The sequence below is a fragment of the Mesorhizobium sp. B1-1-5 genome, assembly GCF_006443065.1.
Taxonomy (GTDB): domain Bacteria; phylum Pseudomonadota; class Alphaproteobacteria; order Rhizobiales; family Rhizobiaceae; genus Mesorhizobium.
The window spans coordinates 1-26,776 of sequence record NZ_VFWS01000066.1 but is presented as its reverse complement, the minus strand read 5'-3'; the positions used below and the strand labels follow the sequence as shown (position 1 = coordinate 26,776).

Below are 26,776 nucleotides of genomic sequence, written 5' to 3'. Positions count from 1 at the left end.
CCTATCGCGATCGTCATTCCAGGGCGGAGCAGCCGCGAAGCGGCGTCGCGGAGACCCTGGAATCCATTCCGTGACCTGGGCCGTGGGATGCGGCGAAGCAGAATTCTGCACCCTTGCTACGCCTCGATGTCACGGATTCTATGGTCTGCGCCGCGTCGCTTCGCTCCTTGCTCCGCCATAGAATGACGAGGTGGCGGCGGCTTCAACCAATCCCCGGCGTTTGCGCTGATTTCACAGAAATGAACGGAAAATCTTGCACCAAGACAGACCGCAACCCTTCAAATCCCTGTGTCGAGGGAACTAACCAAAAACCTCGCGACGGAATGCGCGGTTGAAAGAGAGCAAGCGTGGAACGAATTTCAGCCGGACCTCATTACACGGCCTATAAAATCGGCGACTTGACCGTTACCTCGCTGCGCGACGGTTACGTCGATATGCCGGTCCGTCGACTGCGCCAGCCGGGAGACAAGCCTTTCGGCGACGATCTGCCGCCGCAGGTGCCGCTCTTCGACGGCGCGCTCAGATTGTCGGTCAATGCCTTTGCCATCGACGACGGCGAAGACATCACGCTGATCGATACCGGATCCTCGAATGCATGGCACCCGACGATGGGCTTTCTGCCGCAGGCGCTGAGCGAAGCGAAGATCGCCGTCGATCGGATACGAACGGTCGCCTTCACCCACACCCATCTCGACCATATCCAAGGGCTCGTCCGTCCGGATGGCGGGGACGGTTTCCCGCAGCTCTCCCGCTTGCTTGTCCCTCGAGCCGAGCTCGACATGTTCCGGTCGGAAGCGAGGTTGAGCCGCTTCCATGACCGAGCGCAGCCCCTGGACCCGGGACAGCACTTGAGCGCGAACATCGAAGCGGTCGCCGCCCCGGGTCATGAAATCGGCCATACCTGCTTTCGTGCCACGAGCCGCGGCGAAACATTGCTGGCCTGGGGCGACCTTGTGCACGTGCCATCGCTTCAGTTCGATCGGCCGGACATCACATGGGAATTCGACGCCGACCGGGAGCAGGCACGGGCAACCCGGCTGCAGATATTGGCCCTTGCCGCCGACAACGCCTGGTGCGTTGCAGGGGCGCATCTCGACTCACCGGGCGTCGGCCGGGTTTCCCGAACCGAGACGGGCTTCCGCTTCGAACCTTTGTAGGAACCCGAGTTAGGCCTTGACCGGCAGCCCAAGCCGCATGCGCAGCCGGCGCAGCGTACGGGAGAATACCCCGGCATCGTCAGCGGCACGGGCAAGGGTGAGCGCGCCCTGGATGGCGGCAACGGTTTCCTCGGCCAGCTCGACTGCTTCGGTTTTCCCATGCCCAACTCGCGCCAGCGCATCGGCGAGGTGCGCGACCCAGCGGCCGAAATAGTCCCTTACCTGGCTGGCGAAGAGGTCGCGGGATGCCTCCAGTGCGAAGGCGCCGATGAGACAGACCCGGCGCCCCGAGCGGAAGTAGCTGTCCGTCGCCGCGAGCATCTGCTCGATCCCGGCCGACGGATCGGCGCCGTCGCGCAGCGGCGCAAAGACATTATCCTCGAACCAGCCGTCGATATGGGCAATGACGGCCCTCGCCATCTCTTCCTTGCCGCCCGGAAAGAAGTGGTAGAGGCTCCCCTTGCCGAGCCCCGCCGCCTCGCCGATCAGGGCCAGGCTAGCGCCGTCATAGCCGTTCTCGCGGAAGACTTCCGCCACGATCGCCAGCAACTGGTCGCGGTCCGGAGCGATGCGTCGCATGCTTAGTGTTCTTGTTTGAGCATGATCTTTTCCAAAAACCGCTACGCACTTTTTGAGATCATGTTCTAAAGCCCGAGTTCCGAAAGGCCGGGATGGTCGTCCGGCCGGCGGCCGAGCGGCCAGTGATATTTCCGCTCGCGCTCCGTGATCGGCAGGTCGTTGATGCTCGCCACGCGACGGCGCATCAGCCCGGCCTCGTCGAATTCCCAGTTCTCGTTGCCGTAGGAGCGGAACCAGTGGCCGCTATCGTCGCGCCATTCATAGGCGAAGCGCACCGCGATGCGGTTGTCGTTCCAGGTCCAGACCTCCTTGATCAGGCGATAATCCAGCTCGCGCGCCCATTTGCGCTTGAGGAAATCGACGATCTCGCCGCGACCCGAGATGAATTCGGCCCGGTTGCGCCAGCTGCTGTCCTCGGTATAGGCGAGCGAAACCCGTTCCGGGTCGCGGCTGTTCCAGGCATCCTCGGCGAGGCGCGCCTTTTGCGCCGCTGTCTCGGCCGTGAAGGGCGGCAATGGCGGACGGCTCATGAAATCTCCTGTCGGTTCCGATCGTCGATAACCGACATTGTACCGACCGGTACAATCAGTCAAGGCCACGCCTGGTTCTACTGCTTCGTTGCCAGCCCCTTCAGCCGGTACAGCGCCTCCAGCGCCTCGCGCGGCGTCATCTCATCGGGATTGATCGCGCCAAGCGCTTCGCCCAGCGCATCGCTTTTGGCGGGTTTCGGGGCTTCGCGTTTCACCGCCACCGAAAACAGCGGCAGGTCGTCGACGAGCCGATTGGTCTTGCCCGAGACTTCGCCTTCTTCGAGCTGGTGCAGCACTTCCTTGGCGCGGGCGACGACCGCTTCCGGCAGGCCGGCGAGCCGCGCCACCTGCACGCCGTAGGAGCGGTCGGCCGCGCCCTTGCCGACCTCGTGCAGGAAGACGACGTCGCCTTCCCATTCCTTCACCCGCATGGTGACGTTGTGAAGCCGGGGGAGCTTGCCCGCCAGCGCCGTCATCTCATGGAAATGCGTGGCAAAGATCGCCCGGCAGCGGTTCTTCTCATGCAGATATTCGACCGCCGCCCAGGCGATCGACAGGCCGTCGAAAGTTGCCGTGCCGCGGCCGATCTCGTCGAGGATCACCAGCGCCCGCTCGCCGGCCTGGTTGAGGATCGCCGCCGTCTCGACCATCTCGACCATGAAGGTCGAGCGGCCGCGCGCCAGGTCGTCCGAGGCGCCGACGCGCGAGAACAGCCGGTCGACCACGCCAATATGGGCGCTTTGCGCCGGCACGAAGGAACCGGTCTGGGCCAGGATGGCGATCAGCGCGTTCTGCCTCAGGAACGTCGACTTACCGCCCATATTCGGGCCGGTGAGCAGCCAGATCGCGCCCGCCTTGGCGCCGCCCTGGGGCGACAGGTCGCAATCATTGGCGACGAACGGGCCTTCGCCGGAACGCCTGAGCGCCTGTTCGACCACCGGGTGACGCCCACCGGCAATTTCGAAGGCGAGGCTCGAATCCACCAGCGGCCGGCACCAGCCCTCGCTTTCGGAAAGCAATGCCAGAGCCGATGAAACATCCAGAGCCGCAAGCGCGTCGGCGCCGGCGCGGATCCGTTCGGCCTCTCCCACCACTTCCGCCGTCAGCCGTTCGAAGGCGGCAAGCTCGATGCCGAGCGCCCGGTCGGCGGCGTTGGCGATCTTCGATTCCAGCTCCGCCAGTTCGGTCGTGGTGAAGCGCATGGCGTTGGCCATGGTCTGGCGATGGATGAAGCGCGCCTTGGCGGCGTCGCTGCCGGTCATGATCGAATGGTGGTTGGCAGTAACCTCGATGTAATAGCCGAGTACATTGTTGTGCCGGATCTTCAGCGAACGGATGCCGGTTTCCTCGATCAGCGAGCGCTCCAGCCCGGCGATCACCTTTCGCGATTCGTCGCGCAATGCCCGCATCTCGTCGAGCTCGCCATTGTAGCCCGACCGCACGAAGCCGCCGTCGCGCTTGATCAGCGGCAGCTCGTCGTCGAGCGCTTCGCCGAGGTGGCGGGCAAGCGCCTCGGGCAAGGCCTTGATCGCCGACAGTGCCGCGGCGAGCTCGGCGGGCAGATCGGCCGCCGCGAACAATTCGGCGATCGCGCCGGCCGCCTCGAAGCCGGCGCGCAGCGCGCCCAAATCGCGCGGTCCGCCGCGGTTGAGCGCCAGCCTGGACAGCGCGCGCGGCATGTCGGCGACGCTTTTGAGGCTCGCCCGCAGGCCCTGGCAAAGCCGCATCTCGGAACGGAAGAACGACACCGAATCCAGTCGGGCCGCAATCGCCGCCGGGTCGGTCAGCGGCGCCATCAGACGGTCGGCGAGCAATCGCGCGCCGCCGCCGGTCACGGTGCGGTCGATCGCCTTGAACAGCGAGCCGTCGCGGCTGCCGGACAGCGTGCGCAAAAGTTCCAGATTGGCGCGGGTCGCCGGATCGATGAACAGCGTCGAGCCCTGCTCCTCGCGCTCGGGGCGCGACAGCGGCGGCCGCTCCGCTTTCTGCGTTTTTTCGACATAGGCGATGGCGCCCGAGATCGCCGACAGCTCGGCGCGCGAGAAGGTGCCGAAACTGTCCGGCGTCGCGACGTCGAAGAAGCGGGCGATGCGTCCTGTCGCCGAGGCCGAATCGAACAGCGACGGCGGCTGCGGATTGGCGACGCGGCCCAGCACGTCGAACACGGGCCTGAGCTCCGGATCATGGAAAACCGGCTCGGCGACGATCAGCTCGCGCGGGTCGACGCGGAAGATGTCGGCAAGCAGCCGCTCGGCGCTCGTCTCGGCAACGCGGAAAGCGCCTGTCGAAATGTCGATCCAGGCCAGCGCAAAGCCGGCCTGGCTGGTCGCGCCTCCCTTCACGCGGCCGAGCGCCATCAGGAAGCTCGATTCCGAGGGCGCGAGCAGCTTGTCCTCGGTGATGGTGCCCGGCGTGACCAGCCGCACCACGTCGCGCCGCACCACCGATTTGGAGCCGCGTTTCTTGGCTTCGGCCGGGTCCTCGACCTGTTCGCAGACGGCGACGCGAAAACCTTGCGCGATCAGCTTCTGCAGATAGTCGTCCGCCGCATGCACCGGCACGCCGCACATCGGGATGTCATGGCCCTGGTGCTTGCCGCGCTTGGTCAAGACGATGCCGAGCGCCTGGCTCGCCTTCTCTGCATCGTCGAAGAACAGCTCGTAGAAATCGCCCATGCGGTAGAACAGCAGCGAATCCGGGTTCGCCGCCTTGATCTCGATGAATTGCTCCATCATCGGCGTGACGCCGCCCGTGACAAAAGGTGCCGGTGCCGCCGTGGCGTTGTGTTCTTCCGGGGTACGCATATCCATCCCGGCACGCTAGCAGATGTGGGCGGGCGGTTTAATGCCGGCAGCTGCAAAAACGGGGGACGAGTGGACCGTTGCCGCCATCGGCAGGACGGGCGCGCGGGGGCGTGTTGCCTCATGCCGCGGGCCGACATATGGATCGTTCGGGGTCAGGAGAAGACAGCGGGGCGATGAAGAAGGAGGGACACGAGACGTTCGAGGAGATGGTCGGCCCAGTCGGCTCGCCGCTCAGGCGTATGCGGCTTCTTGCCACCAACCGCGCCAACCGCACCAGAACCAAAATCAGGGCGTGGGTGCGGACACGGTTTCCCTTCATTCTGCCGACGCGCGGGCCGCTCTCCGGCCTCGACGGCGGCATCGACATACCCGTCCATATCTTCAGTCGCGATCCGTTGATCCTCTACATACCTGTCGGCGGCCGGCGCCCGCTCTACACACTCGCTGCTCTCTGCCGGCGGATGGTGCCACGGCGCGCTACCTTCCTTCTGATGCCGAACTGGACGCTGGAGAGGCCCAGCGTCGTCGAGCAGATACGCAAGGATCTCGCGTGGTTCGCCGCGGTCTGCCCCAACCATGACCTGATCTTTCTCTGCAACACAGAAGAAGAGCGCCGTCTGATTGCAGGCGTTGGCGGCACAGCGATCTTCTCCAACCACAATCTGATGATCTCGGAAGACGTCTTCCGGCCGCTGCCGGACGTGCCGGTCGAGTACGACGCCGTCTACAATGGCCGCATCTCGCACACCAAGCGGCACCACCTCGCCTTCGAGATCGAAAGACTGGTCCATGTGACGTCCTCGATCGGCGAATTGCCGCCGGCCGGCGACCGCGCCTTCATCCGCCGGCTGCAGGCGCAATCGCCGCTTCACAGCATCGCCAATCCGCTCGTTGACGGCCTGCCCGGGCGGATGCCGCCTCACGAGGTCAACCGCGTCTACAACCGGGCCGCGGTCGGGCTCTGCCTGTCGGCGGTGGAAGGGGCGATGTATTCCAGCATGGAGTATCTGCTGGCCGGTCTGCCGGTCGTCTCGACGCCGAGCATCGGCGGCCGCGATGTCTATTTCGATCCGGACTATTGCCTTATCGCCGAGCCGGAGCCGGCCGCAATTCGCCAAGCGGTCGAGCGGCTTCGCGACCGCGCTATCCCGCGCGAGGAGATTCGCGGCCGCACGTTGGAAAGGGTGCGGGCGGAACGGCTGGAACTGATGGCCTATCTCTCGGCGCTTAAGCAGCGCATGGGAAGCAACGATCCGCCTTTCTCCGAATGGCCGTTCGCCGGCACCTCCGGGCTGACGCGGTGGGCCCCGGTACGCGAGCACCTGCGCGAGATTGCCGCGATCTCATCGGGCAAGATTTGACCGCTTGTCTGCGCCGACGGAGGAACAAAATCGCTGGATTGCTTGGCGGTTTACAGCGGCGGCGTGTAGCCTTAAGCGGATAATTCAAAACAATGCGCCTCAAGAGCGCGAAATGGTGGGAGAAACGTCAGCAACATGGCCAGGAAAACGGAAAGCAGCGGCCCCTCCGTCAGCCCCGAGGAGGCGCTGGAGTTCCACGCCATGGGACGACCCGGCAAGCTGGAGATCGTCGCCACCAAGCCGATGGCGACGCAACGCGATCTGAGCCTCGCCTATTCGCCGGGCGTCGCCGTTCCCGTGCGCGCCATCGCCGAGGATCCGAGCCGCGCCTTCGACTATACGACGCGCGGCAACATGGTCGCCGTCATCTCCAACGGCACCGCCATCCTCGGTCTCGGCAATCTCGGCGCGCTGGCCTCGAAGCCGGTGATGGAAGGCAAGGCGGTGCTGTTCAAGCGCTTCGCCGATGTCGATTCGATCGACCTCGAAGTGGCGACCGAGGACGCCGACGAGTTCATCAATTGCGTGCGCTTCCTCGGGCCTTCCTTCGGCGGCATCAATCTCGAGGATATCAAGGCGCCCGAGTGCTTCATCATCGAGCAGCGGCTGCGCGAGCTGATGGACATCCCGGTCTTCCATGACGATCAGCATGGCACGGCCATCATCTCGGCCGCCGGGCTGATCAACGCGTTGGAGATCACCGGCCGCGACATGAAGACCACGAAGATGGTCTGCAACGGCGCGGGCGCCGCCGGCATCGCCTGCATCGAATTGATGAAGGCGATGGGTTTTTCGCCGGAAAACATCATCCTGTGCGACACCAAGGGCGTGGTCTTCCAGGGCCGCACCGAAGGCATGAACCAGTGGAAGTCGGCGCATGCCGTCAAGACCGAGGCGCGCAGCCTGGCCGAAGCGCTGGACGGCGCCGACGTCTTCCTCGGCCTGTCCGCCAAGGGCGCGCTCACCACCGCCATGGTTCAATCGATGGCCAAGAACCCGATCATCTTCGCCATGGCCAATCCCGATCCGGAGATCACGCCGGAGGAAGTGGCCGAGATCCGCACCGACGCCATCATGGCCACCGGCCGCTCCGACTACCCCAACCAGGTCAACAATGTTCTGGGCTTCCCCTATATCTTCCGCGGCGCGCTGGATGTGCGCGCCACCACCATCAATGACGAGATGAAGATCGCGGCCGCCAGGGCGCTTGCCGAGCTGGCGCGTCAGGACGTGCCGGACGACGTCGCCGCCGCCTATCAGGGCAACCGGCCGAAATTCGGCCCCAACTACATCATCCCGGTGCCGTTCGATCCGCGCCTGATCTCGGCGATCCCGCTAGCCGTGGCGAAGGCGGCGATGGAGTCCGGCGTCGCCCGCAAGCCGATCCTCGACCTCGACCGCTACGCGCAGGAACTGTCCGCGCGCCGCGACCCGATCGCCTCGACCTTGCAGCGCATCTACGACCGCGTGCGCCGCCAGCCCAAGCGCATCGTCTTCGCCGAGGGCGAGGAGGAGCAGGTGATGCGCGCCGCCGTCTCCTATGTGAACCAGAAGCTCGGCACGGCGATACTGCTCGGCCGCGACGACGTCATCAAGGACAATGCCCGCAATGCCGGCATCGACTTGAACAAGCCGGGCCTCGAGATCATCAATGCCAGGCTGTCGCGCCGCAACGGCATCTACACCGACTATCTCTACGAGCGCATGCAGCGGAAGGGTTTCCTGTTCCGCGACTGCCAGCGGCTGATCAACAACGACCGCAACCATTTCGCCGCCTGCATGGTGGCGCTGGGCGACGCCGACGGCATCGTCACCGGCGTCACCCGCAACTATTCGACGGCGCTCGACGACGTGCGCCGCATCATCGACGCCAAGCCCGGCCACCGCGTCATCGGCGTCTCGATCGTGCTCGCTCGGGGCAGGACGGTGCTGGTCGCCGACACCGCCGTGCACGACATGCCGAACGCCGAGCAGATCGCCGACATCGCCGAGGAGGCGGCCGGCTTCGCCCGCCGCATGGGTTACGAGCCAAGGCTCGCCATGCTCGCCTACTCGACCTTCGGCCATCCGCAGGGCGAGCGCTCGGAGCGCGTTCAGGAGGCGGTGCGCATCCTCGACAAGCGCCGCGTCGATTTCGAATATGACGGCGAGATGGCGGCCGACGTGGCGCTGAACCCGCGCGCCATGGCGCAGTATCCTTTCATTCGCCTGACCGGCCCGGCCAACGTGCTCGTGATGCCCGCCTTCCACTCGGCCTCGATCTCGACCAAGATGCTGCAGGAACTCGGCGGCTCAACCGTCATCGGCCCGCTGCTGGTGGGATTGAACAAGCCCGTGCAGATCGTGTCGCTCAACGCCAAGGACTCAGACATCGTCAACATGGCGGCGATCGCGGCCTATACGGCTGGAAATTAACCCGCCGCTGGGCGCACCGATTTCATTATTTGAACCAAAGCAAAAGGCCCGCGGCGGTGCCGCGGGCCTCTCTATTTGACTGCTAGAATCGATCAGAAATTGCGCTGGAAACGGACGATGCCGCCGACGCTGTTCTTCTTATCGGCCTTGGTGAAGTTGCCGTAGATAGAGGGATTGCCGAAATTGCCATAGTGATCCCAATCGACTTCGGTCGTGATCGTGAAGCCGGGCACGATGGTGTAGGCGACGTTGGCCGCAAGCGCGTAGTTCTTGTCGTCGTCGGCCGAGGCCTGGACGTTGAACGACGTCTTGCTGTTGAACTTGTAGGTGCCGCCGCCCCAGACGGCCCAGTTGCCGCCCCAGGGCTTGTAGAAGCCGCGGCCGTGAGTGTCGATGGCGTTACCGGCATCATCGGTGAGATTGTCGTCGGTGCCGTAGCCGCCCATGACGAACAGGGTCAGTTCCTTGGTGACGTTGACGTCCAGGCGAACCTTGCCGGCGACTTCCTCATAGGCGCTGTCGTAGGCGACGACGCCGGTGACCGCGCCCCAGTCGCCCTTGTACTTCACGCCGCCGACGACATGCGGAACATAGCTGTCGATCGTGCCGGAAATGCCCTTATCGTCCGCGCCTTCTTCAAGCGAGATGACGCCCGAGAAGCCGTTGCCAGCGTCGAAGTAGTAGCTGACGAGGTCGGTGTCCTTGATGCCGTACGGGATGATCGTGTCCTGGATGACGTTACCGGCGTAGCCGATGAACGAGTCGTAAACCGATTCGTCCTTACCGACGCGCAGGCCGCCGAGCTGGATCCATGCGAAGTTCAGCGACACGTTCGACGGACCGCCATTCGGGAAGTTGAAGCGCGTCTCGGTGTAGGTCTTCAAGGTGCCGAGCTCGGTCTCCTGGCCGGTCCAGGTCTTCAGCGCAAAACGGGCGTTCTTCTTCCAAGTGCTCTGCAGGTCGCCGTCCTGAACGTCTCTGGTTTTGCGGCCGTCGAGGGAGCCGATGTCGCCGAAGCCGGCGTCATAGCGGATGTAGCCGCCGACGCGCAGGCAGGTCTCGGTGCCGGGGATGTAGAAGTAGCCGGCGCCGTAGACGTCGCAGATCTTCACGTATTCGGCCGGTTCCGGCTCGGCAACGGTCACCGCGTCGGCGGCGCGGGCGCCCGAAACTGCGATCAGAGCCGCAGCGGAGCCGAGTAGAAGGCTCTTGATGTTCATTTTCTTGAATCTCCAGTCAAAGGTTCAAGACAGGCCTGACGTGCCGTTCGGCTTTGCCACCCCCGTCCCCATCGTTGAAAAAGCACGCGCACCGGCGCCGCTTCTTCGCCTTGGACATGGCCTAATCGTTGGCCTCACACAACAGGGATTGTGTCGGAAAGGCGGCCTTTTGAACGCTTGTGGAAGTCTTGTTGCGCAAATATCACGTCACATAAATGCAAAGATGGGACATTCTGAACAATAAGTACAATCGGAACGCAGGATAACCTGTGTAATGTGCCAAATGTGCCAATTATTACAGTTTTATGACGAATGATTTGCCGGTTAAATTTCTAAGAATCCGGGTAAACATAGAAAAATTGACTCCGCGAAACGGGAATCAGGATAGAGTGCGGGCGGCGCTGATGACGTCCTCGACCATGTCTTGCCGTAACATTTCGATGGGGATGCGGCCGTCGAGCTCGGGCGAGGGTCGGGTTAGCCAGAACCAGGCAAGCCTCGGATTGGCGATCGCCGAAAGCACGCCGCTGATCCCCGGAACCGGCCTGCCGTCGACGAACTGGGCCAATGGGAAGACATGCTTGCGGCCGCCCTTGCGCAGCGCAACGACCTCGCCACGCCTTTGCCAGCGATGCAGCGTCGACCGCGGGATACGGAGCTTGTCCTCGAGATAGGTGGAGCCGGCGACTTCGCCGGCCCAATCCTCGATCAGCATCGACTGGAGATCCGCGGCGCGCTCGGCGATCTGCGGTGCAATCGGCCTTCCTGCTTCCGGTTTCGGCGGGGTCTCGAAGCTGCGGTCGGGGAGGGTCGAATCCCCGCTCGCTATCTTTTCCGCAATTGCGTGGAGAAAGTCGGAGGCAAGGCCGGTCCAATCGCCCTTGAAGGAATCGATTGCAAGGCGCTGCGCAGATGGCAGGAAGGGAAGGGCAGCGGCCACATGGCCGGCAATCTTGCCGGCTGAAGTCAGCGCCTCGGTGTCAAGCAGGACGCCCTGCCGCATCAGCGCCTGCTGCACCGCCTCGGCGACCAGGCCTGCCAATGCCTCTTGTGAAATCCCGTCGGACGAGTTCTGGAATCTGGTCATGAATCTGTCTTGCGGCCCGCGCTCCTCCCAGGCGCCGGCGGATACTGAAATTCTTATTGCGGAAAGCAAAAGCTGCGGCGGCAACGAACGCCGCGGCCCGGCAGGTTGCTGGCATGCATCTTCACACCCCTGGTTAAGCGTGCCGCAATGTCAGTCACAGTACGCCTCAGTTTGCGTGTAGGAGCGCTTTGTGACAGGGGCGCGACAGAGAAGCCAGTTTCGACCCTGTTGGCGGTGACGCAACGGTACTTATTGGGCAGCTCTAAAGAAGCCCCGCTTGCTCGGCCTCGCGACGTAGGTTCTGGCGCGGGCGCGGGCCGATCTGCTGGATCACCAGCCCGGCCGACAGCGAGCCGAGATCGCCGCAGTCCTTGAGGCTGCGGCCGGTCGTGTAACCGTAAAGGAAGCCGGCAGCGTAGAGATCGCCGGCGCCGGTCGTGTCGACCAGCTCTTTGATCTTCGTCGCCTGGATGACGACGGTCTCGTCGCCGCGCACGATGACCGAGCCTTTTTCAGAACGGGTGACGGCGGCTATTCTGCAATCCTTGCGGATGGCGGCGAGCGCTTCCTCGAAGGAGGCGGTCTGGTAGAGCGACTTGATCTCGTGGCTGTTGGCAAAGACGATGTCGACGATGCCCGAACGCATCAGGTCGAGAAACTCGTCGCGGTAGCGGTCGACGCAGAAGGAATCCGACAGTGTCATCGACACTTCGCGGCCCGCCGCATGCGCCAGCTTGGCCGTCTGCCGAATGGCCTCCTTGGCGCGCGGCGGATCCCACAGATAGCCTTCGAAATAAGTCACCTTGGCGCCGGCGGCCTTGTCGGCCTCGACATCCTCGGGGCCAAGCTCGATGCAGGCGCCGAGATAGGTGTTCATCGAACGCTCGCCGTCGGGCGTGACGAAGATCATCGAGCGCGCCGTCGGCGGTTCGCCCTTGAGCGGTGCGGTATCGAAGGCCACGCCCTGGGCGTGGATGTCATGGGTGTAGATTTCGCCCAGCGCGTCGTTCGACACTTTGCCGAAGAAGGCGGCCCGTCCGCCGAGACTGGCGACGCCGGCCGCGGTGTTGCCGGCGCTGCCGCCGGAAGCCTCGATCGCCGGCCCCATGCGGCTGTAAAGCAACTCGGCGCGCCTGGCGTCGATGAGGTTCATCGCGCCCTTGATGATGCCGTTGGTCTCGAGAAAAGCTTCGTCGCACTGCGCGATGATGTCGACAATGGCATTGCCGATGCAAAGCACGTCATATTCCGGCATCAAAATCTCCGCCAAGGACCTAGCCGGCTATCTGGCATGCCGGCCGGGCGCGGGTCTAGCGACTTGGCATTGCTTTGCCTACCCCGAAAATCGCCATTGTCTTGCGAAGCACCGGCTGCGGCAGCGTTCGTGTCGAACTGGCCCATATCGACCGCGGCCTTCGCCGCTATGGTTTCACGGCGATCGAAACATTTCCGCGCCGCCATGGGCTAGAAGCAATTCCAGGAAAAGTGCGTGGCGGGTCCGGAATTGCGTAACAACAAAGCGGATCGTTCCCGCAGCAGAAGGCGCAGAAATGTCCGAGAAGACCGAAATGTCCACCGAGCTGGCGCTGCTTGGCGTTTTGGCGGTGCTGTGGGGCGCCTCCTACACATTCATCAAGATCGGCGTCGAGACAATCCCGCCTGTGACCTTCATCGCCGGACGCACGCTGATCGCCGGTGCCATTCTGCTTGGCCTCATCCGCTGGCGCGGCGTTGCCATGCCGCGGGACATGGTCAATTGGCGCCGGTTCATGTTCCAGGCCTGCCTCAACAGCGTCATCCCTTTCACGCTGATTGCCGCCGCCGAGCGCTCGATCGACGCCGGTCTTGCGACGATCCTGAACGCGACGTCGCCGATCTTCACCTTCCTGCTGACGGCGCTGATCACCCGCCACGAGCCGGTGAACCTGCGCAAGCTCGTTGGCGTCGGCGCCGGCATCGCCGGCATTTGCCTCATCGTCGGCACCGAGGCCCTTGGCGGTATCGGCCGCCAGCTCTGGGCGCAGCTTGCCGTGGTCGCCGCCACCGTCTGCTACGCGGGCGCCGCCATCTTTGGCCGTAACTTCCGCGGGCTCGATCCGATGGTGCCGGCGGCCGGCTCGATGATCTGCGGCGCCGTGATCCTGATTCCCTTGAGCCTCGTCTTCGACCGGCCCTGGACGTTGACGCCGTCGACGGCATCGATGCTGGCTCTCTTCGGGCTTTCGGTCTTCTCCACCGCGCTCGCATTCTCGATCTTCTTCCGCCTCATCCACACGCTGGGCTCGGTCGGCACCACCTCGCAGGCCTATCTGCGCGTGCCGATCGGCGTCGGCATCGGCGCCGTCTTCCTCGGCGAAAGCCTCGGGCCGACGGCCTGGCTCGGCATGGCCTTCGTCGTCGCCGGCGTCGCGGCGATGACCATTCCGGCGAGACAGGCCAGGCTTGCGCAATAGTTGCGCCTGGCATCCAGCCTGCTTATCTGCGAAGCGTCTTTCTCGATGAGGGGTTTGAAGACGCTGTGATCCTCGACGCCGCCCGCGCCGCCGCCAGCCGGTTGTTATCTCCCGAATTCCGTTCCGTTTTTCTGAAGACGCTGGGGCTGACGCTGCTCGCTCTGCTTGCGCTGTGGGTCGGTTTGGAGAGCCTGCTCGAATGGCTGGCCTGGCCATGGCTGCAAACGCTGCTTCCGGGCCTGCCGTCCTGGGCCGGGTGGCTGGGCGGCATCATCGCCGGCATCGTTCTGGCTGTCGGCTTGGCCTTGCTCATCGCGCCGGTGACGGCGATCGTCGCCGGCCTGTTCCTCGACGATGTCGCCCAAGTGGTCGAACGTACCGACTACCCCGACGATCCGCCCGGCCGCGCCGTGCCGGCGCTGCATTCGCTTGCGCTGGCCGTCAAATTCTTCGGCGTGGTCGTCCTCGGCAACGTCGTCGCGCTGCTGCTGTTGCTGGTGCCGGGCATCAACATTGCCGCCTTCTTCATCGTCAACGGCTATCTGCTGGGCCGCGAATTCTTCGAGTTCGCCGCCATGCGGTTTCGTCCCGAGCCCGAGGCCAAGGCGTTGCGCCGCAAATATGCCGGCACGGTGTTCCTGGCCGGACTGGTCATCGCCATGTTCCTTGCCGTGCCGCTGCTCAACCTTCTGACGCCGCTTTTTGCCGCCGCCATGATGGTGCATCTGCACAAGGCGGTTGCGGCGCGGGAGCCGGTTTAGCCTTATTCAGTCGCCCCACTACGGAACAACGCCTGCAGCTTACCGAACGGCATCGCCGCCCGGGCGAAGCCGAAGGTGCCGTCCTGCTGGATTTCGCGCGCCGCCGTCTCCAGCATGCCATAGGCGAAATTAGTCAGCCACGGTCCGAGCGAGATGCGCTTGGCTCCGGCCATGGCAAGCTCGGCGATGGTGAAGCCGGGTCGGGCCATCACATTGACCGGCCGGCTTAGCGACGAGCAGATCGTGCGCACCATTTCGACGTCGCCGATGCCCGGCGCGTAAAGCACGTCGGCGCCGGCTTTCTCGAAGGCCTGCAGCCGCTTGATCGTGTCGTCGAGGTCGGTCTTGCCCCACAGGAAATTCTCGGCCCGCGCGGTGAAGACGAAATCGTGCTTGAGCGCCCGGGCTGCCTCGACAGCGGCAGCGACGCGCTCGGTCGCCAGCGAGAAATCGTAGATCGGATTGCCAGGGTCGCCGGTGTGGTCCTCGATCGAGCAGCCGGCGAGACCGGCGGCTTCGGCCGCGAAGATGGTTTCGGCCGCCTGTTCTGGGCTGTCGCCCTTGCCGCGCTCCAGATCGGCCGAAACCGGCAGCTCTGTCGCCGCAGTCACCTCTCGGCAATGATGGATCATGGCGTCGAAGGTCACGGCGCCGTCCGGCAGGCCGCGCGAGAAGGCGAAGCCGGCGCTGGTCGTCGCCAGCGCCTTGAAGCCGAAGGAAGAAAGAAGCTTTGTCGTGCCTATGTCCCAGGGATTGGGCATGACGAAGGTTAAGGCGTGCAGATCGCGAAATATCTTGCCCTTGTCCATGGCAGGTCCTCAATCATGAGTGGAGTGGTGCGGGGAATTTATCGCGGCCGCTTGAACCGGGCAAACGAATGCTTCCGGCTCAGAAACGTTTGGCGTTTTCTGCTGACAATTTCTCGAAGGCGTCGGAATTCCTTGCGTAACGCGATCTTTGTCCCAGCGGCAAGTGACGGAAATGTCGTGCGACACCGCCTTGGGCGCCGCTTCCTCAAACGGCATAGAATGGAAATCATGGGGCCTCTCGGATGCGCTCACGCTAGCACGGCGCGTTGCGGTGCGCAGCCGGGTGCGATCAGCGGATCGGCACGAGCCCGGCAATGCCGCCGGCCGCCGCCAGGCCGTCGCGATCGGAGAGCGGATCGGCGTAATAGGAGAACACCCGCATGCCTGCGGCAATGCCGGCTTGGGTGCCGGCGACGCTGTCCTCGATGACGATGCAGTCGGCCGGCGCGAAGCCCATCGTCGTTGCCGCATGGAGAAAGAGATCCGGGAACGGCTTGCCTCGGCTGACCATGGTGGATGAGAACATCGCATGCTCGAACAGCGGCAACAGCCCGGTCTGGCCCAGCGTGATGTGCATCTTCGCGACCCGCGCCGAGGAAGCGACGCAATAGGCGATGCCCGCGGCCCGCACCTTATCGATGAAGTCGCGCACATAGGGGATTGCTTCGACCCCGTGCGAAAAAAGGTCCGGCAGGCCGGCATTCCAGCGCTCGACGAAGTCGGCGCCGAGCCGGACCTCGGTCGTCTCTTCGATCTCCTTCTGCACCGAGGCCATGCTGCGGCCGGAGAAGTTCTTGCGGCAATATTCGAACGTGGTCGTAAACCCGGCGACGGTCAGCCATTCGGCGAGGCGCCTGTTGGCAAGGTTCTCGGTGTCGACCAGGACACCGTCGCAGTCGAAGATAACGAGCTTAGGGATTGCCATTCAAGCGGTGCCGGTCGACCCGAAGCCGCCTGCGCCGCGCACCGTGCCGCCGGCCAGCCCTCTTTCCTCGACCGCAACCTGGGTCACGGCGGCGAAAACGATCTGGGCAATACGCATGCCGCGCGTCACCGAGAAATCCTCGTCGCCGAGATTGACCAGCAGCACCTTCACCTCGCCGCGATAGTCGCTGTCGACGGTGCCGGGCGTGTTGAGGACGGTAAGCCCATGCTTGAAGGCAAGGCCCGAACGTGGCCGGACCTGGCCCTCCATGCCTTCGGGGATTTCCAGGACAAGCCCGGTTGGCACCAGGGCACGCTTTCCCGGCAGGATGAGCAGCGGCCGGTCTTCCGGCACCGCGGCGCGCAAATCCATGCCAGCGGCGCCCGCGCTTTCATAGGCCGGCAGCGGCAGGCCATCGCCATGCGGAAGCCTGACGAAACCGACGGTGGGGCCGATGACGGAGGAAGAATGGACAGCCGTGCGCATGAAATCGATCCTATCGGCGCGTGCGGCGATTCGGTCAACTCGCCCGCCATACTATCAACGGCTTTCTTTCTGGCGTGACTATGACCTCGCCGTCTACTTTGGCGATTGGCGAAAACACTCATCGCTTCGTCATCCACGGGCGGAGCAAGGAGCGAAGGGACGCGGAGACCCGAGGATCCATTCCGTGACTTCAACGTGTTGCAACCGTGCAGAATTCTTCCCCGCTGCGCTCTAGGGTCGAGGTAACGGAATGGATCCTCGGGTCTCCGCGTCCGCTTCGCTCCCGCTCCGCCCGTGGATGACGAAGTCGCGGAGGCCTTGGCTACCTAGCGCAGTTCCACCGGCACCACGGTGGTCTCCTTGATCTCCTCCATGACGAAGGAGGCCGAGACGTCCGACAGCGCCACCTTGGCGATCAGCCGCTGGTAGAGGCGGTCATAGGCCTTCACGTCGGCGACGCGGGCCCTCAGCACATAGTCGAGGTCGCCCGACATGCGGTAGACGCCGGTGATCTCGGCAAAGCCGGTGACCGCCGCGCGGAATTTCCGCAACCAGTCCGGGTCATGGTTGGAGGTGCGGACCAGGATAAAGACGGACAGCCCAAGCCCGAGCTTGTCGGCGTCGACCAGCGCGACGCGACCGGTGATGACGCCATCTTCCTCCAGGCGCTTGACGCGCCGCCAGCAGGCATTGCGCGAAAGCGACACCCGCTCCGACAGCTGATCGACCGACAGCGTGCCGTCCCGTTGCAGTTCGGCCAGCAATCTTCGGTCGATTTCATCAATCTCGGTCGACATGTTGGGATGGTTGTCCCACGAAGAGGACGAAAGCAAGGACAATTTGGGACCGATGAACCAAACCCATGTGGCACGATACTCAGCATCGGGGCTCATCCAGGCAGGAGGAATCACCATGACGACACGGTTTACGGCGCTCTTCACCTCTCACCCGGAGAAGGTCGGCGAGACCTATTTCGGCCATATGGCCTTCGCCGCCTGGTTCTGTTCGCGCCTGTCGATGGCCGCGGGCGCCGCGCTCGTTCACGCTTTCTTGCCATTTCTGTTCGAAACTACGGCGAGCCGAATCGTTCGCGAGCTCTATGAGCGCACGCACAACAGAGGTTCGCATGCGGTGAAGGAGCCGAAGGCTCTCCTGGACCGCGCCTGACAGATGGTGGAAAGCGATGTGCCGGTGGGCGGCCTATCTTGGTGAAGCGGTCTTCCTCGAAGACATCATCACCGCGCCCTGCCATTCGCTGATCGCCCAGAGCCACTGCGCCCAGGAAGCCAAGTCGCCGACAAATGGCGACGGTTTTGGCCTCGCTTGGTATGGCGACCGGCCTGAGCCCGGCCTCTATCGCGATATCCTGCCGGCCTGGTCCGACCCCAATCTGAAGAGCCTCTGCCGGCAGATCAAGTCGGGCCTGTTCCTCGCCCATGTGCGCGCTTCGACCGGCGGCGCCACCAGCCGCATGAACTGCCATCCCTTCGTCTCCGGCCGCTGGTCGTTCATGCATAACGGCCAGATCGGCGGTTTCGAAAAGATCCGCCGCGCGCTGGAGAACTCGCTCTCCGACGCGGTCTTCGACCAGCGCGAGGGCACCACCGATTCCGAACTCTTTTTCCTCTTGATGATCGACCAGGGACTGGCGAGGGACCCGCACGGCGCGGTGTCGCGGGCAACCGGTCGCGTTATCGAAGCCTCCCGCCGGGCCGGCATCGAGCCCTCCTTGAAACTTACGGCGGCCTTTTCGGATGGCGAGGCGCTGTACGCCGTCCGCTATGCCACCGACGACCATGCGCCGACGCTCTATACCGGCGCCTTCGCCAGGCGCGAGGGCCATTGCATCGTCTCGGAACCCTTTGACCGCGACGGCGGCGAGTGGCAGGCGATACCTCCGGCGAGCTTCGTCACCATGACGAGGGAAAGCACCGGCATCCGTCCGTTCGCACCGGCCCCGGTCCCGCTGGCGCTGGCGGGCTGAACCGCAATTTCGATCAAGCCTCACCGTCCCTTTCCGCCGGCCGCCGGGTTACTGATCGAAGCGCGACAGGGCGTAGGGCTCGATCAATGCATGGCGCTCACCGTTGAGGATTTCGCCGGCCGCAAACAGGCCGACGGCCGGCGCCAGCGTGATGCCGGAATGGGTGACGGCGACATAAAGGCCGCCGACGCCTTCCGCGCGGCTGACGATCGGGAAACCGTCGACCGGCGTTGGACGGTAGCCGATCGTGTGGAAGTCGATTTCCAGCCCGTTGGCGTCGCGCAGCATCGCTTTCGTCGCGGCGAACAGCGCGTGTGCGGCGGCCTCCGGATTCTCACCCGGATCGCCGCCACCGAAATCTGAGCCGGCGATGATACGGCCGTCGGCGGTTTGGCGCATATGCAGTCTGTCAGCCAGCACCAGCCCGTTGAGCAGCTTTGGGTGCGGTCGCGAATGCACGATCAGGCCGGGCGGGGTCTCGATCGGCAGCTTGATGCCTGCCGTCGCGGCGATCGCCGGTGCGCCGGCGCCCGACGCTATCACCACCTCGTCGGCGGCGATGATCTCGCCCGAAGCGACCACGCCCGTGACCTTGCCGTTGACCAGCGCCAGCCTGTCGACGGTTCCCGTGACGAGCCGTGCCCCGCGCCGTTCGGCATCCGCCAGCAGCGCCTTCGTGGTCGCCACAGGCTCGGCCACGCCTTCCTGCGCGACATAAAGTGCAAATTCGGGAAGCTCCGCCAAATTGGGTTCGATGCGCGCCGCCTGTTCGCGCCCGACCCGCTCGATGCCATAGCCCCATGACGAGTGTTCGGCCGCATAGGCCTCGAGCCTGTCCGGCGGCAGGTCGAAGCACAGGCCGCCGCACCAGGCGACCGGCGGGCCGGGCACGTCCTTCGCCAGCCTTTTCCATTCGGCTATGGCGCGGATACGCAGCCGGAAATAGGTTTCCGGATTGCCCCAGCTGGCATTGATCCAGGCGAAGGAATTGGACGTGGCGACACCGCCGGCGCGGCTTTCCGAAACCACCGCCACCCGCGCGCCGGCTTTCGTCAGATGCCAGGCGATCGAAGCGCCGATGATGCCGGCGCCGATGACGATGACTTCTTTCGTCACGCTGCTCTCCATCGCGGTTCTCTGTGATGTCCTTCAACTGCCATTTGCGCAGGCATTTGCCAATGCAAACTTGAGCGCTTGACTTCAATACGTACGTACGTATTATATCGTCATGGCTAGACAATCACTCCGCGAAAACCTTCTCGAAGCCGGCTTCCAGACCATCTGGAATGCGGGCTACACCGCAGCCGGCGTGCGCGACATCGTCGCGGCGGCCGGCGCCAGGCCGGGTTCCTTCACCAACCATTTCGTCTCGAAGGAGGACTTCGCCGGCGAAGTGCTGGAACGCTACTTCGCCTATGTCAGCGGCTTGGTGGAAAAAGCGCTGGCGCAGGACGGCACGCCGCCCATCGGCAGGCTGCGCCGCTATCTCGACGTCATCACCTCGAAGCTCGAGGCGCATGACTGGGCGCGCGGCTGCATGATCGGCAATCTCAGCCTGGAAACGGCTGTTCACAGCGAACCGCTGCGGCTCAGGCTGGTCGACATTTTCGAGCGCTGGCGCCGGCCGTTCGCGGCCTGCATCGCGGAGGGTCAGGCGGCGGGCGAAATATCCAAGACATTCGATGCCGAGGACCTTGCCGATTTCCTGCTGTCGTCCTGGCAGGGCGCCATGCTGCGCATGAAGGTCGAGCGCAGCCCGGAACCGCTCGAGCGGTTCAAGAACATCATCTTCAGCACTGTATTTGGGAAGGAGAAAGCGTGATGAACACGACGACCGACGGACAGCAGGCCACCTTGTGGCGTTCACAGGTGGCGGTACTGGATTCTACCATGTCCTATCTGGAGGCCGGATCGGCTGGCCCGACCGTGCTGTTCCTGCACGGCAACCCGACGTCTTCCTACATATGGCGCAACATCATCCCGCATGTCGCGCCGTTCGGCCGCTGCATCGCGCCCGATCTGATCGGCTATGGCCAATCGGGCAAGCCGGATATCGACTATCGCTTCTTCGATCAGGTTCGTTATCTCGACGCCTTCATCGACGCGCTCGATCTCCAGGACTTGGTGATCGTCGCTCAGGACTGGGGCACCGCGCTGGCGTTCCATTTCGCGGCGCGACGGCCGCGGCGGGTTCTGGGCCTGGCTTTCATGGAATTCATCCGGCCCTTCGAGCGCTGGGAAGACTTCCACCAGCGCCCGCAGGCGCGCGAGCTCTTCAAAGCGTTGCGCACGCCGGGCGCCGGCGAGAAGCTGGTATTGGAGGACAATGTCTTTGTCGAAAAAATCCTGCCCGCCTCGGTCCTGCGGCCGATGAGCGAGGAGGAAATGGCCGCTTACCGGGCGCCGTTCCCGACGCCGCTGTCGCGCAAGCCGGCGCTGCGCCTGCCGAGGGAACTGCCGATCGAAGGCCTGCCGGCCGATGTCGCCGCAATCAGCGCGCACGACCATCGGGCGCTGCGGCTCTCCTCCTATCCGAAACTGCTGTTCGCCGGCGATCCAGGCGCTCTGATTTCAGCGCAGGCGGCAAAGGAATTCGCGGCGGGGCTGAAGAACTGTCGCTTCATCGATCTGGGGCCGGGCGCCCATTATCTGCAGGAAGACCATCCCGACACGATCGGCAAGGCCATTGCCGGATGGCTGCCGCAGATCGCCCGGGCCGAAAGCGCGGTAGAACCGGCCTGACGTGGAGCGACGGGCGCCCGCCGCATGTCGACAGGCCGGCGCCACGCTGGTAGAAGCGCCGCCTGTCACACGGAACGCCTTAAAAGAAATGCCCGAAACAATACCCGAAGAGGTTGCGCGCCGCCGCACCTTCGCGATCATCGCGCACCCCGACGCCGGCAAGACCACGCTCACCGAAAAGCTGCTTTTGTTCGGCGGCGCCATCCAGCTTGCCGGCGAGGTCAAGGCCAAGAAGGACCGCATCCAGACGCGGTCCGATTGGATGAAGATCGAGCGCGAGCGCGGCATCTCGGTCGTCACCTCGGTGATGACCTTCGAATATGACGACAATGTCTTCAACCTGCTCGACACGCCCGGCCACGAGGATTTCGCCGACGACACCTACCGCACGCTGTCGGCGGTGGATTCGGCGGTCATGGTCATCGACGCCGCCAAGGGCATCGAGCCGCGCACGCTGAAATTGTTCGAGGTCTGCCGGCTGCGCGACATTCCGATCATCACCTTCGTCAACAAGATGGACCGCGAGAGCCGCGATCCGTTCGAGATCCTCGACGAGATCGAGCAGAAGCTGGCGCTGGACACCGCGCCCGTCACCTGGCCGATCGGCCGCGGCAGGACTTTTTCCGGCACCTACCATCTGGCGCTGAACGCGGTGCGCAAGGGCGACGCGGAAAAGGAGCGCACGCCGGTCAACGGGCCCGATTCCAACCGCGTCGCCGGCCTTTTGCCCGAAAATGAGCGCGAGGCCTTCATCGAGGAACTGGAACTCGCGCGGGAGGCTTGTCGCCCGCTCGACGTGGAGGCCTTTCGCGAAGGCCACCTGACGCCGGTCTATTTCGGCTCGGCGTTGCGCAATTACGGCGTGCGCGACCTGATCGAGGCGCTCGGCGCCTACGGCCCGCCGCCGCGCGCCCAGGAAGCCGACGAGCGAACGGTGGAGGCGACGGAGGAGAAGATGACCTCCTTCGTCTTCAAGATCCAGGCCAACATGGATCCGAACCACCGCGACCGCATCGCCTTCGTGCGCGTCTGCTCGGGCAAGCTTGAGCGCGGCATGAAGGCCAAGCTGGTACGCACCGGCAAGCCGATGAGCCTGTCGGCGCCGCAGTTCTTCTTCGCCCGCACCCGCGTCACCGCCGACGAGGCCTTTGCCGGCGACGTCGTCGGCATCCCCAACCACGGCACGCTGCGCATCGGCGACACGCTGACCGAAGGCGAGGAGATACTGTTCCGCGGCGTGCCGAATTTCGCGCCCGAAATCCTGCGCCGCGTGCGCCTCGGCGACGCCATGAAGGCCAAGAAGCTGAAGGAAGCGCTGCACCAGATGGCCGAGGAAGGCGTCGTACAGCTGTTCTCGCCCGAGGACGGCTCGCCGGCGATCGTCGGCGTCGTCGGCGCGCTGCAGCTCGACGTTCTGAAGGAACGACTGAACATCGAATACACGCTGCCGGTTGATTTCGAGATGTCGCGTTTCTCAATCTGCCGCTGGATCTCGGCCGACGACAAGGCGGAAGTCCAGCGTTTCATCGAGGCGCATCGCGGCGACATCGCCCGCGACCTCGACAACGACCCGGTCTTCCTCGCCCAGCACGCTTTCTCGCTCAACTACGAAGCCGAGCGCTGGAAAGCGATCCGCTTCGCCGCGGTCAAGGATTACCAGGTGCGAGACAAGGCGGCGTAAGTGTTTTTCCCTTCCCCCTTGTGGGGGAAGGTGGCCTCGCGAAGCGAGGTCGGATGAGGGGTGGTCCAGGGAAAGCCAGCGCCTCACTCCGCTGGACCACCCCTCATCCGTCTCGGCGCTACGCGCCGATCCACCTTCTCCCACAAGGGGAGAGGGAAAAAAAGCGCTCACCCCTTCGCCGCCGCCTCCAGTTTGTCGATCTCGATCTTGCCCATCTTCATCATCGCGTCCATGACGCGGCCAGCCTTGGCCCGGTCCGGATCCTGAAGCAGCCGCGGCAGTTGCTCCGGCACGACCTGCCAGGAAACGCCGAACTTGTCCTTCAGCCAGCCGCAAGGGCCGGGCTGGCCGCCGCCTTCGGTCAGCCTGGTCCAGAAATGATCGACCTCAGCTTGCGTCTTGCAGTCGATCGACAGCGAGATCGCTTCGGTGAACTTGTATTGCGGCCCACCGTTGAGGGCTTGGAACTGCACGCCGTCGAGCTCGAACGAGGCGACCAGCACCTGGCCTTGCTGAGGATGCCCCTCGGGCCAGCGCGTCACGCTCAGCACCTTCGAATTCTCGAAGATGGAGATGTAGTGGTTCATCGCCTGTTCGGCCTGGGTGTCGAACCACAGGAAGGTGGTGATCTTCTGCATCGTCTTTTCCTTTGCGCTTTTCATATGAAAGGTCAGGCGGCGCCCTTGGCGGCGGTGTCGTGAAGGGAACCGAGATAGGCATCGAGCTGTGCGTAACTGCCGGCCATGCCTGACGTCATGCCGGTGCCGAGCGCGCCGTCGCGCGCGGCTTGCGACACGTAGAGGATCGTTTGCGTCAGCAGCGTCTTGCCCCCGGCCTCGGTGAAGGCCACGGTTCCAAGCGTCTCACCGCCGGTCCAGTCCTCGTCGAAAAGCTCACTGGCCACGATCAGGCTCGGCCGGATGATCTCGCGATAGGTGGCGCTCATGCCCATCGGCTGGCCGTCGCGATGCCGCCACACATAGCGCGCCGACCCGCCCACCCTGAGGTCGACCTCGCAAGTCTCCAGCCGCCAGCCATCCGGGCCATGTAGCCAGCCCTTGAGCAGTTCCGGGACGGTCCAGCAATCGAACACCATCGGACGCGGCGCGTCGAAGACGCGGGTTATGCGGACCTCGCGGTCGCTGGGGGTTGTAACGGTCAGCGTCGCGACGGTGGAGCGTGGCAATCTCGTGGTGCTCATGGAATGTCCTCTCTGTGTTCGGTTGCCCCAAGGACGCCCGGCCGCGCGCTGGTCCGACACGACTGCTATTTTTCTGATCGGGCCGTGCCATGGGTCGGATACGTGCGGCTTCGGCTATTGTTCCGCCTCGCCGGGGTTCTTGCTGGCCTGCAGCGCACCCAGCAACGCATCGAGCCGCTGGAAATTACCCTCCCAAATCTTGCGATAACGCTCCAACCACTCCGTGGCTTCGGCCAGTGGCTTCACTTCGAGCCGGCATGGCCTGCGCTGGGCGTCACGGCTGCGCGAGATCAGGCCTGCGCTCTCAAGCACTTTGAGATGCTTCGAGATCGACGGCTGGCTCATGGCGAAGGGCTCGGCAAGCTCCATCACCGAGGCCTCTCCATCGATGAGCCGAGCCAGAATGGCGCGCCGCGTCGGGTCGGAAAGTGCTGCAAACGTAGCGTCGAGTTGATTCACGTTGGATAGCCAATCAGTTATATACCTAAGTGGCTATATACAAATCGACGTCGATGGTCAACCAGCTTTCTGGCGCAGCGCAAAATGGTGGTCATGCCGGAACATGGCCGCTATAACCGCTGCCGACTAAATTCGAGCGCCGCCCGCCGCGCATCGGTGTGGCCAGCCAGCAAGGACAATCGAATGCCCGCCTATCGTTCCCGCACCACCACCCATGGCCGCAACATGGCCGGCGCTCGCGGCCTCTGGCGCGCCACCGGTATGAAGGATTCTGATTTCGGCAAACCGATCATCGCCGTGGTGAATTCCTTCACCCAGTTCGTGCCGGGCCATGTCCATCTGAAAGACCTCGGCCAGCTGGTCGCGCGCGAGATCGAGAAGGCCGGCGGCGTCGCCAAGGAATTCAACACCATCGCCGTCGACGACGGCATCGCCATGGGGCATGACGGCATGCTCTATTCGCTGCCGTCGCGCGAACTGATCGCCGATTCCGTCGAATATATGGTCAATGCGCATTGCGCCGACGCCATGGTCTGCATCTCCAACTGCGACAAGATCACCCCCGGCATGCTGATGGCTTCGCTGCGCCTCAATATCCCGACCGTCTTCGTTTCCGGCGGTCCGATGGAGGCCGGCAAGGTGGTGCTGGCCGGCAAGACGCAGGCGCTCGATCTGGTCGACGCCATGGTCGCGGCCGCCGACGACAAGATCTCCGATGAGGACGTCAAGGTCATCGAGCGCTCGGCCTGCCCGACCTGCGGCTCGTGCTCGGGCATGTTCACCGCCAATTCGATGAACTGCCTGACCGAGGCGCTGGGTCTATCGCTGCCGGGTAACGGCTCGACCTTGGCCACCCATGCCGACCGCAAGCGCCTGTTCGTGGAGGCCGGCCATCTCGTCGTCGATCTTGCCCAGCGGTATTACGAGCAGGACGACGAAACGGCGCTGCCGCGCAGCATCGCCTCCAAGGGCGCCTTCGAGAATGCGATGGCGCTCGATATCGCCATGGGCGGTTCGACCAACACGGTGCTGCACATCCTTGCCGCCGCCCATGAGGGCGAGGTCGACTTCACCATGGAGGACATCGATCGGCTGTCGCGCAAGGTGCCGGTGCTCTGCAAGGTGGCGCCGGCCAAGTCCGACGTCCACATGGAGGACGTGCACCGCGCCGGCGGTATCATGGCCATTCTCGGCCAGCTCGACGAGGCCGGGCTGATCAACCGCGACCTGCCGACGGTGCATACGGCGACCCTCGGCGAAGCGCTCGACCATTGGGATATTTCCCGCAGCTCTGCAGAAAACGTCCGCGACTTCTTCCTCGCCGCTCCCGGCGGCGTGCCGACCCAGGTCGCTTTCAGCCAGGACCGTCGCTGGGACGAGCTCGACACCGACCGTGAGAAGGGCGTCATCCGCTCGGCAAAGACGCCGTTCTCGAAAGATGGCGGTCTTGCCGTGCTGAAGGGCAATCTGGCGCTCGACGGCTGCATCGTAAAGACGGCGGGCGTCGATGAGTCCATTCTGAAATTCACCGGCCCGGCCCGCGTCTTCGAAAGCCAGGACGCCTCGGTCAAGGCGATCCTCCGCAACGAGATCAAGGCCGGCGACATCGTCGTCATCCGCTACGAGGGACCGCGCGGCGGCCCCGGCATGCAGGAAATGCTCTACCCGACCAGCTACCTGAAGTCGAAGGGCCTCGGCAAAGCCTGCGCGCTGATCACCGACGGCCGCTTCTCCGGCGGCACGTCAGGCCTGTCCATCGGCCATGTCTCGCCGGAAGCTGCCGAAGGCGGCGCGATCGGCTTGGTCCAGGAAGGCGACACGATCGAGATCGACATCCCCAACCGCACCATTCGCCTCGCCGTCAGCGACGTCGAGCTCGAAGCGCGCCGGGCTGCGATGGACGCCAAGGGCGCCGACGCCTGGAAGCCGGCCGAGAAGCGCAAGCGCAAGGTGACGACGGCATTGCGTGCCTATGCGGCTTTCGCCACCAGCGCCGACAAGGGCGCGGTCAGGAAAGTGCCGGAGTAGGGAGCGCTTCCCCTTCTCCCTTGTGGGCTAGCGTGCGCACACATTTGCTTCGTGCTGTGGTCAAGCGTGAAGAGACGCGGTCGGGAAATGGCTT

Annotated in this window: 25 protein-coding genes; 11 read left to right on the top strand and 14 right to left on the bottom strand. The window is 64.2% G+C overall.

The window, feature by feature from the left end:
- Positions 1–398: 398 nt before the first annotated feature.
- Entirely contained in the window at positions 399–1,157 is a 759-nt protein-coding gene (locus FJ980_RS19330; protein WP_246676466.1) for an MBL fold metallo-hydrolase, read from the top strand.
- A 9-nt stretch (positions 1,158–1,166) separates the two neighbouring features.
- Here the strand turns inward: FJ980_RS19330 and FJ980_RS19325 are convergent, their stop codons facing one another.
- From FJ980_RS19325 to mutS, 3 genes are all read right to left on the bottom strand, one after another.
- Positions 1,167–1,736, bottom strand: a complete 570-nt coding sequence (locus FJ980_RS19325) for a TetR/AcrR family transcriptional regulator (protein WP_140545415.1) — start codon at positions 1,734–1,736, stop codon at positions 1,167–1,169.
- Positions 1,737–1,801: 65 nt separating this feature from the next.
- Positions 1,802–2,266 carry a nuclear transport factor 2 family protein gene (locus tag FJ980_RS19320; RefSeq protein WP_140545414.1) on the bottom strand — a complete coding sequence of 155 codons (465 nt, stop codon included), beginning with the start codon at positions 2,264–2,266 and terminating at the stop codon, positions 1,802–1,804.
- 77 nt (positions 2,267–2,343) lie between these two features.
- Positions 2,344–5,076: a DNA mismatch repair protein MutS gene (mutS, locus tag FJ980_RS19315; protein WP_140545413.1), complete on the bottom strand. Its 2,733-nt coding sequence runs from the start codon at positions 5,074–5,076 to the stop codon at positions 2,344–2,346.
- 167 nt (positions 5,077–5,243) lie between these two features.
- Between mutS and FJ980_RS19310 the strand changes: the two genes are divergently transcribed.
- Both FJ980_RS19310 and FJ980_RS19305 read left to right on the top strand, forming a co-directional pair.
- The gene (locus FJ980_RS19310; RefSeq protein ID WP_140545412.1) at positions 5,244–6,431 is read left to right on the top strand and encodes a glycosyltransferase; all 1,188 of its coding nucleotides are present in this window, start codon (positions 5,244–5,246) and stop codon (positions 6,429–6,431) included.
- A 135-nt stretch (positions 6,432–6,566) separates the two neighbouring features.
- Positions 6,567–8,846 (top strand): NADP-dependent malic enzyme, encoded by a 2,280-nt coding sequence (locus FJ980_RS19305; RefSeq protein ID WP_140545411.1) that lies wholly within the window; start codon positions 6,567–6,569, stop codon positions 8,844–8,846.
- Between the two features lie 92 nt (positions 8,847–8,938).
- On the opposite strand, the gene FJ980_RS19300 is transcribed toward FJ980_RS19305, so the two are convergent.
- From FJ980_RS19300 to FJ980_RS19290, 3 genes are all read right to left on the bottom strand, one after another.
- Complete coding sequence (locus tag FJ980_RS19300) at positions 8,939–10,066, bottom strand: porin (RefSeq protein WP_140545410.1); 1,128 nt, start codon at positions 10,064–10,066, stop codon at positions 8,939–8,941.
- Positions 10,067–10,445: 379 nt separating this feature from the next.
- Positions 10,446–11,153, bottom strand: coding sequence for an antitoxin Xre/MbcA/ParS toxin-binding domain-containing protein (locus tag FJ980_RS19295; protein ID WP_140545409.1), 708 nt, complete (start codon positions 11,151–11,153; stop codon positions 10,446–10,448).
- Between the two features lie 262 nt (positions 11,154–11,415).
- Positions 11,416–12,408, bottom strand: a complete 993-nt coding sequence (locus tag FJ980_RS19290; protein WP_140545408.1) for an adenosine kinase — start codon at positions 12,406–12,408, stop codon at positions 11,416–11,418.
- A gap of 295 nt (positions 12,409–12,703) precedes the next feature.
- Between FJ980_RS19290 and FJ980_RS19285 the strand changes: the two genes are divergently transcribed.
- Both FJ980_RS19285 and FJ980_RS19280 read left to right on the top strand, forming a co-directional pair.
- Entirely contained in the window at positions 12,704–13,606 is a 903-nt protein-coding gene (locus FJ980_RS19285; RefSeq protein ID WP_140545407.1) for an EamA family transporter, read from the top strand.
- 65 nt (positions 13,607–13,671) lie between these two features.
- Complete coding sequence (locus tag FJ980_RS19280; protein WP_140545406.1) at positions 13,672–14,367, top strand: sulfate transporter family protein; 696 nt, start codon at positions 13,672–13,674, stop codon at positions 14,365–14,367.
- Between the two features lie 2 nt (positions 14,368–14,369).
- Here the strand turns inward: FJ980_RS19280 and FJ980_RS19275 are convergent, their stop codons facing one another.
- The 4 genes from FJ980_RS19275 to FJ980_RS19260 form a co-directional block, all read right to left on the bottom strand.
- Entirely contained in the window at positions 14,370–15,176 is an 807-nt protein-coding gene (locus tag FJ980_RS19275; RefSeq protein WP_140545405.1) for an oxaloacetate decarboxylase, read from the bottom strand.
- Between the two features lie 289 nt (positions 15,177–15,465).
- Positions 15,466–16,101 carry an HAD family phosphatase gene (locus FJ980_RS19270; RefSeq protein WP_140545404.1) on the bottom strand — a complete coding sequence of 212 codons (636 nt, stop codon included), beginning with the start codon at positions 16,099–16,101 and terminating at the stop codon, positions 15,466–15,468.
- The gene (gene dut / locus FJ980_RS19265; RefSeq protein WP_140545403.1) at positions 16,102–16,587 is read right to left on the bottom strand and encodes a dUTP diphosphatase; all 486 of its coding nucleotides are present in this window, start codon (positions 16,585–16,587) and stop codon (positions 16,102–16,104) included. It lies immediately after the preceding gene.
- Positions 16,588–16,913: 326 nt separating this feature from the next.
- The gene (locus FJ980_RS19260; RefSeq protein ID WP_140545402.1) at positions 16,914–17,384 is read right to left on the bottom strand and encodes an Lrp/AsnC family transcriptional regulator; all 471 of its coding nucleotides are present in this window, start codon (positions 17,382–17,384) and stop codon (positions 16,914–16,916) included.
- Positions 17,385–17,499: 115 nt separating this feature from the next.
- On the opposite strand from FJ980_RS19260, the gene FJ980_RS19255 reads away from it, so the two are divergent.
- Positions 17,500–17,754, top strand: a complete 255-nt coding sequence (locus FJ980_RS19255; protein ID WP_140545401.1) for a DUF6356 family protein — start codon at positions 17,500–17,502, stop codon at positions 17,752–17,754.
- 16 nt (positions 17,755–17,770) lie between these two features.
- Complete coding sequence (locus tag FJ980_RS19250; protein WP_140545400.1) at positions 17,771–18,571, top strand: class II glutamine amidotransferase; 801 nt, start codon at positions 17,771–17,773, stop codon at positions 18,569–18,571.
- A 48-nt stretch (positions 18,572–18,619) separates the two neighbouring features.
- On the opposite strand, the gene FJ980_RS19245 is transcribed toward FJ980_RS19250, so the two are convergent.
- Positions 18,620–19,699: an FAD-binding oxidoreductase gene (locus FJ980_RS19245; RefSeq protein ID WP_140545399.1), complete on the bottom strand. Its 1,080-nt coding sequence runs from the start codon at positions 19,697–19,699 to the stop codon at positions 18,620–18,622.
- Between the two features lie 100 nt (positions 19,700–19,799).
- Between FJ980_RS19245 and FJ980_RS19240 the strand changes: the two genes are divergently transcribed.
- The 3 genes from FJ980_RS19240 to FJ980_RS19230 all read left to right on the top strand — a co-directional run bounded on the left by FJ980_RS19240 (position 19,800) and on the right by FJ980_RS19230 (position 22,994).
- Complete coding sequence (locus FJ980_RS19240; protein WP_140545398.1) at positions 19,800–20,393, top strand: TetR/AcrR family transcriptional regulator; 594 nt, start codon at positions 19,800–19,802, stop codon at positions 20,391–20,393.
- Positions 20,393–21,313: a haloalkane dehalogenase gene (locus FJ980_RS19235; RefSeq protein WP_140545397.1), complete on the top strand. Its 921-nt coding sequence runs from the start codon at positions 20,393–20,395 to the stop codon at positions 21,311–21,313. The genes FJ980_RS19240 and FJ980_RS19235 overlap by 1 nt, the downstream gene beginning before the upstream one ends.
- Before the next feature lie 88 nt (positions 21,314–21,401).
- Positions 21,402–22,994, top strand: coding sequence for a peptide chain release factor 3 (locus FJ980_RS19230; protein WP_140545396.1), 1,593 nt, complete (start codon positions 21,402–21,404; stop codon positions 22,992–22,994).
- A gap of 167 nt (positions 22,995–23,161) precedes the next feature.
- Here FJ980_RS19230 and FJ980_RS19225 read toward each other — a convergent pair whose 3' ends face one another.
- The 3 genes from FJ980_RS19225 to FJ980_RS19215 all read right to left on the bottom strand — a co-directional run bounded on the left by FJ980_RS19225 (position 23,162) and on the right by FJ980_RS19215 (position 24,654).
- Positions 23,162–23,632 (bottom strand): VOC family protein, encoded by a 471-nt coding sequence (locus tag FJ980_RS19225; protein ID WP_140545395.1) that lies wholly within the window; start codon positions 23,630–23,632, stop codon positions 23,162–23,164.
- Positions 23,633–23,664: 32 nt separating this feature from the next.
- Positions 23,665–24,195 carry an SRPBCC family protein gene (locus tag FJ980_RS19220; protein ID WP_246676465.1) on the bottom strand — a complete coding sequence of 177 codons (531 nt, stop codon included), beginning with the start codon at positions 24,193–24,195 and terminating at the stop codon, positions 23,665–23,667.
- Between the two features lie 114 nt (positions 24,196–24,309).
- Positions 24,310–24,654: a metalloregulator ArsR/SmtB family transcription factor gene (locus tag FJ980_RS19215; protein ID WP_210243752.1), complete on the bottom strand. Its 345-nt coding sequence runs from the start codon at positions 24,652–24,654 to the stop codon at positions 24,310–24,312.
- 183 nt (positions 24,655–24,837) lie between these two features.
- On the opposite strand from FJ980_RS19215, the gene ilvD reads away from it, so the two are divergent.
- Positions 24,838–26,682 (top strand): dihydroxy-acid dehydratase, encoded by a 1,845-nt coding sequence (ilvD, locus tag FJ980_RS19210; protein WP_140545392.1) that lies wholly within the window; start codon positions 24,838–24,840, stop codon positions 26,680–26,682.
- Positions 26,683–26,776 lie beyond the last annotated feature (94 nt).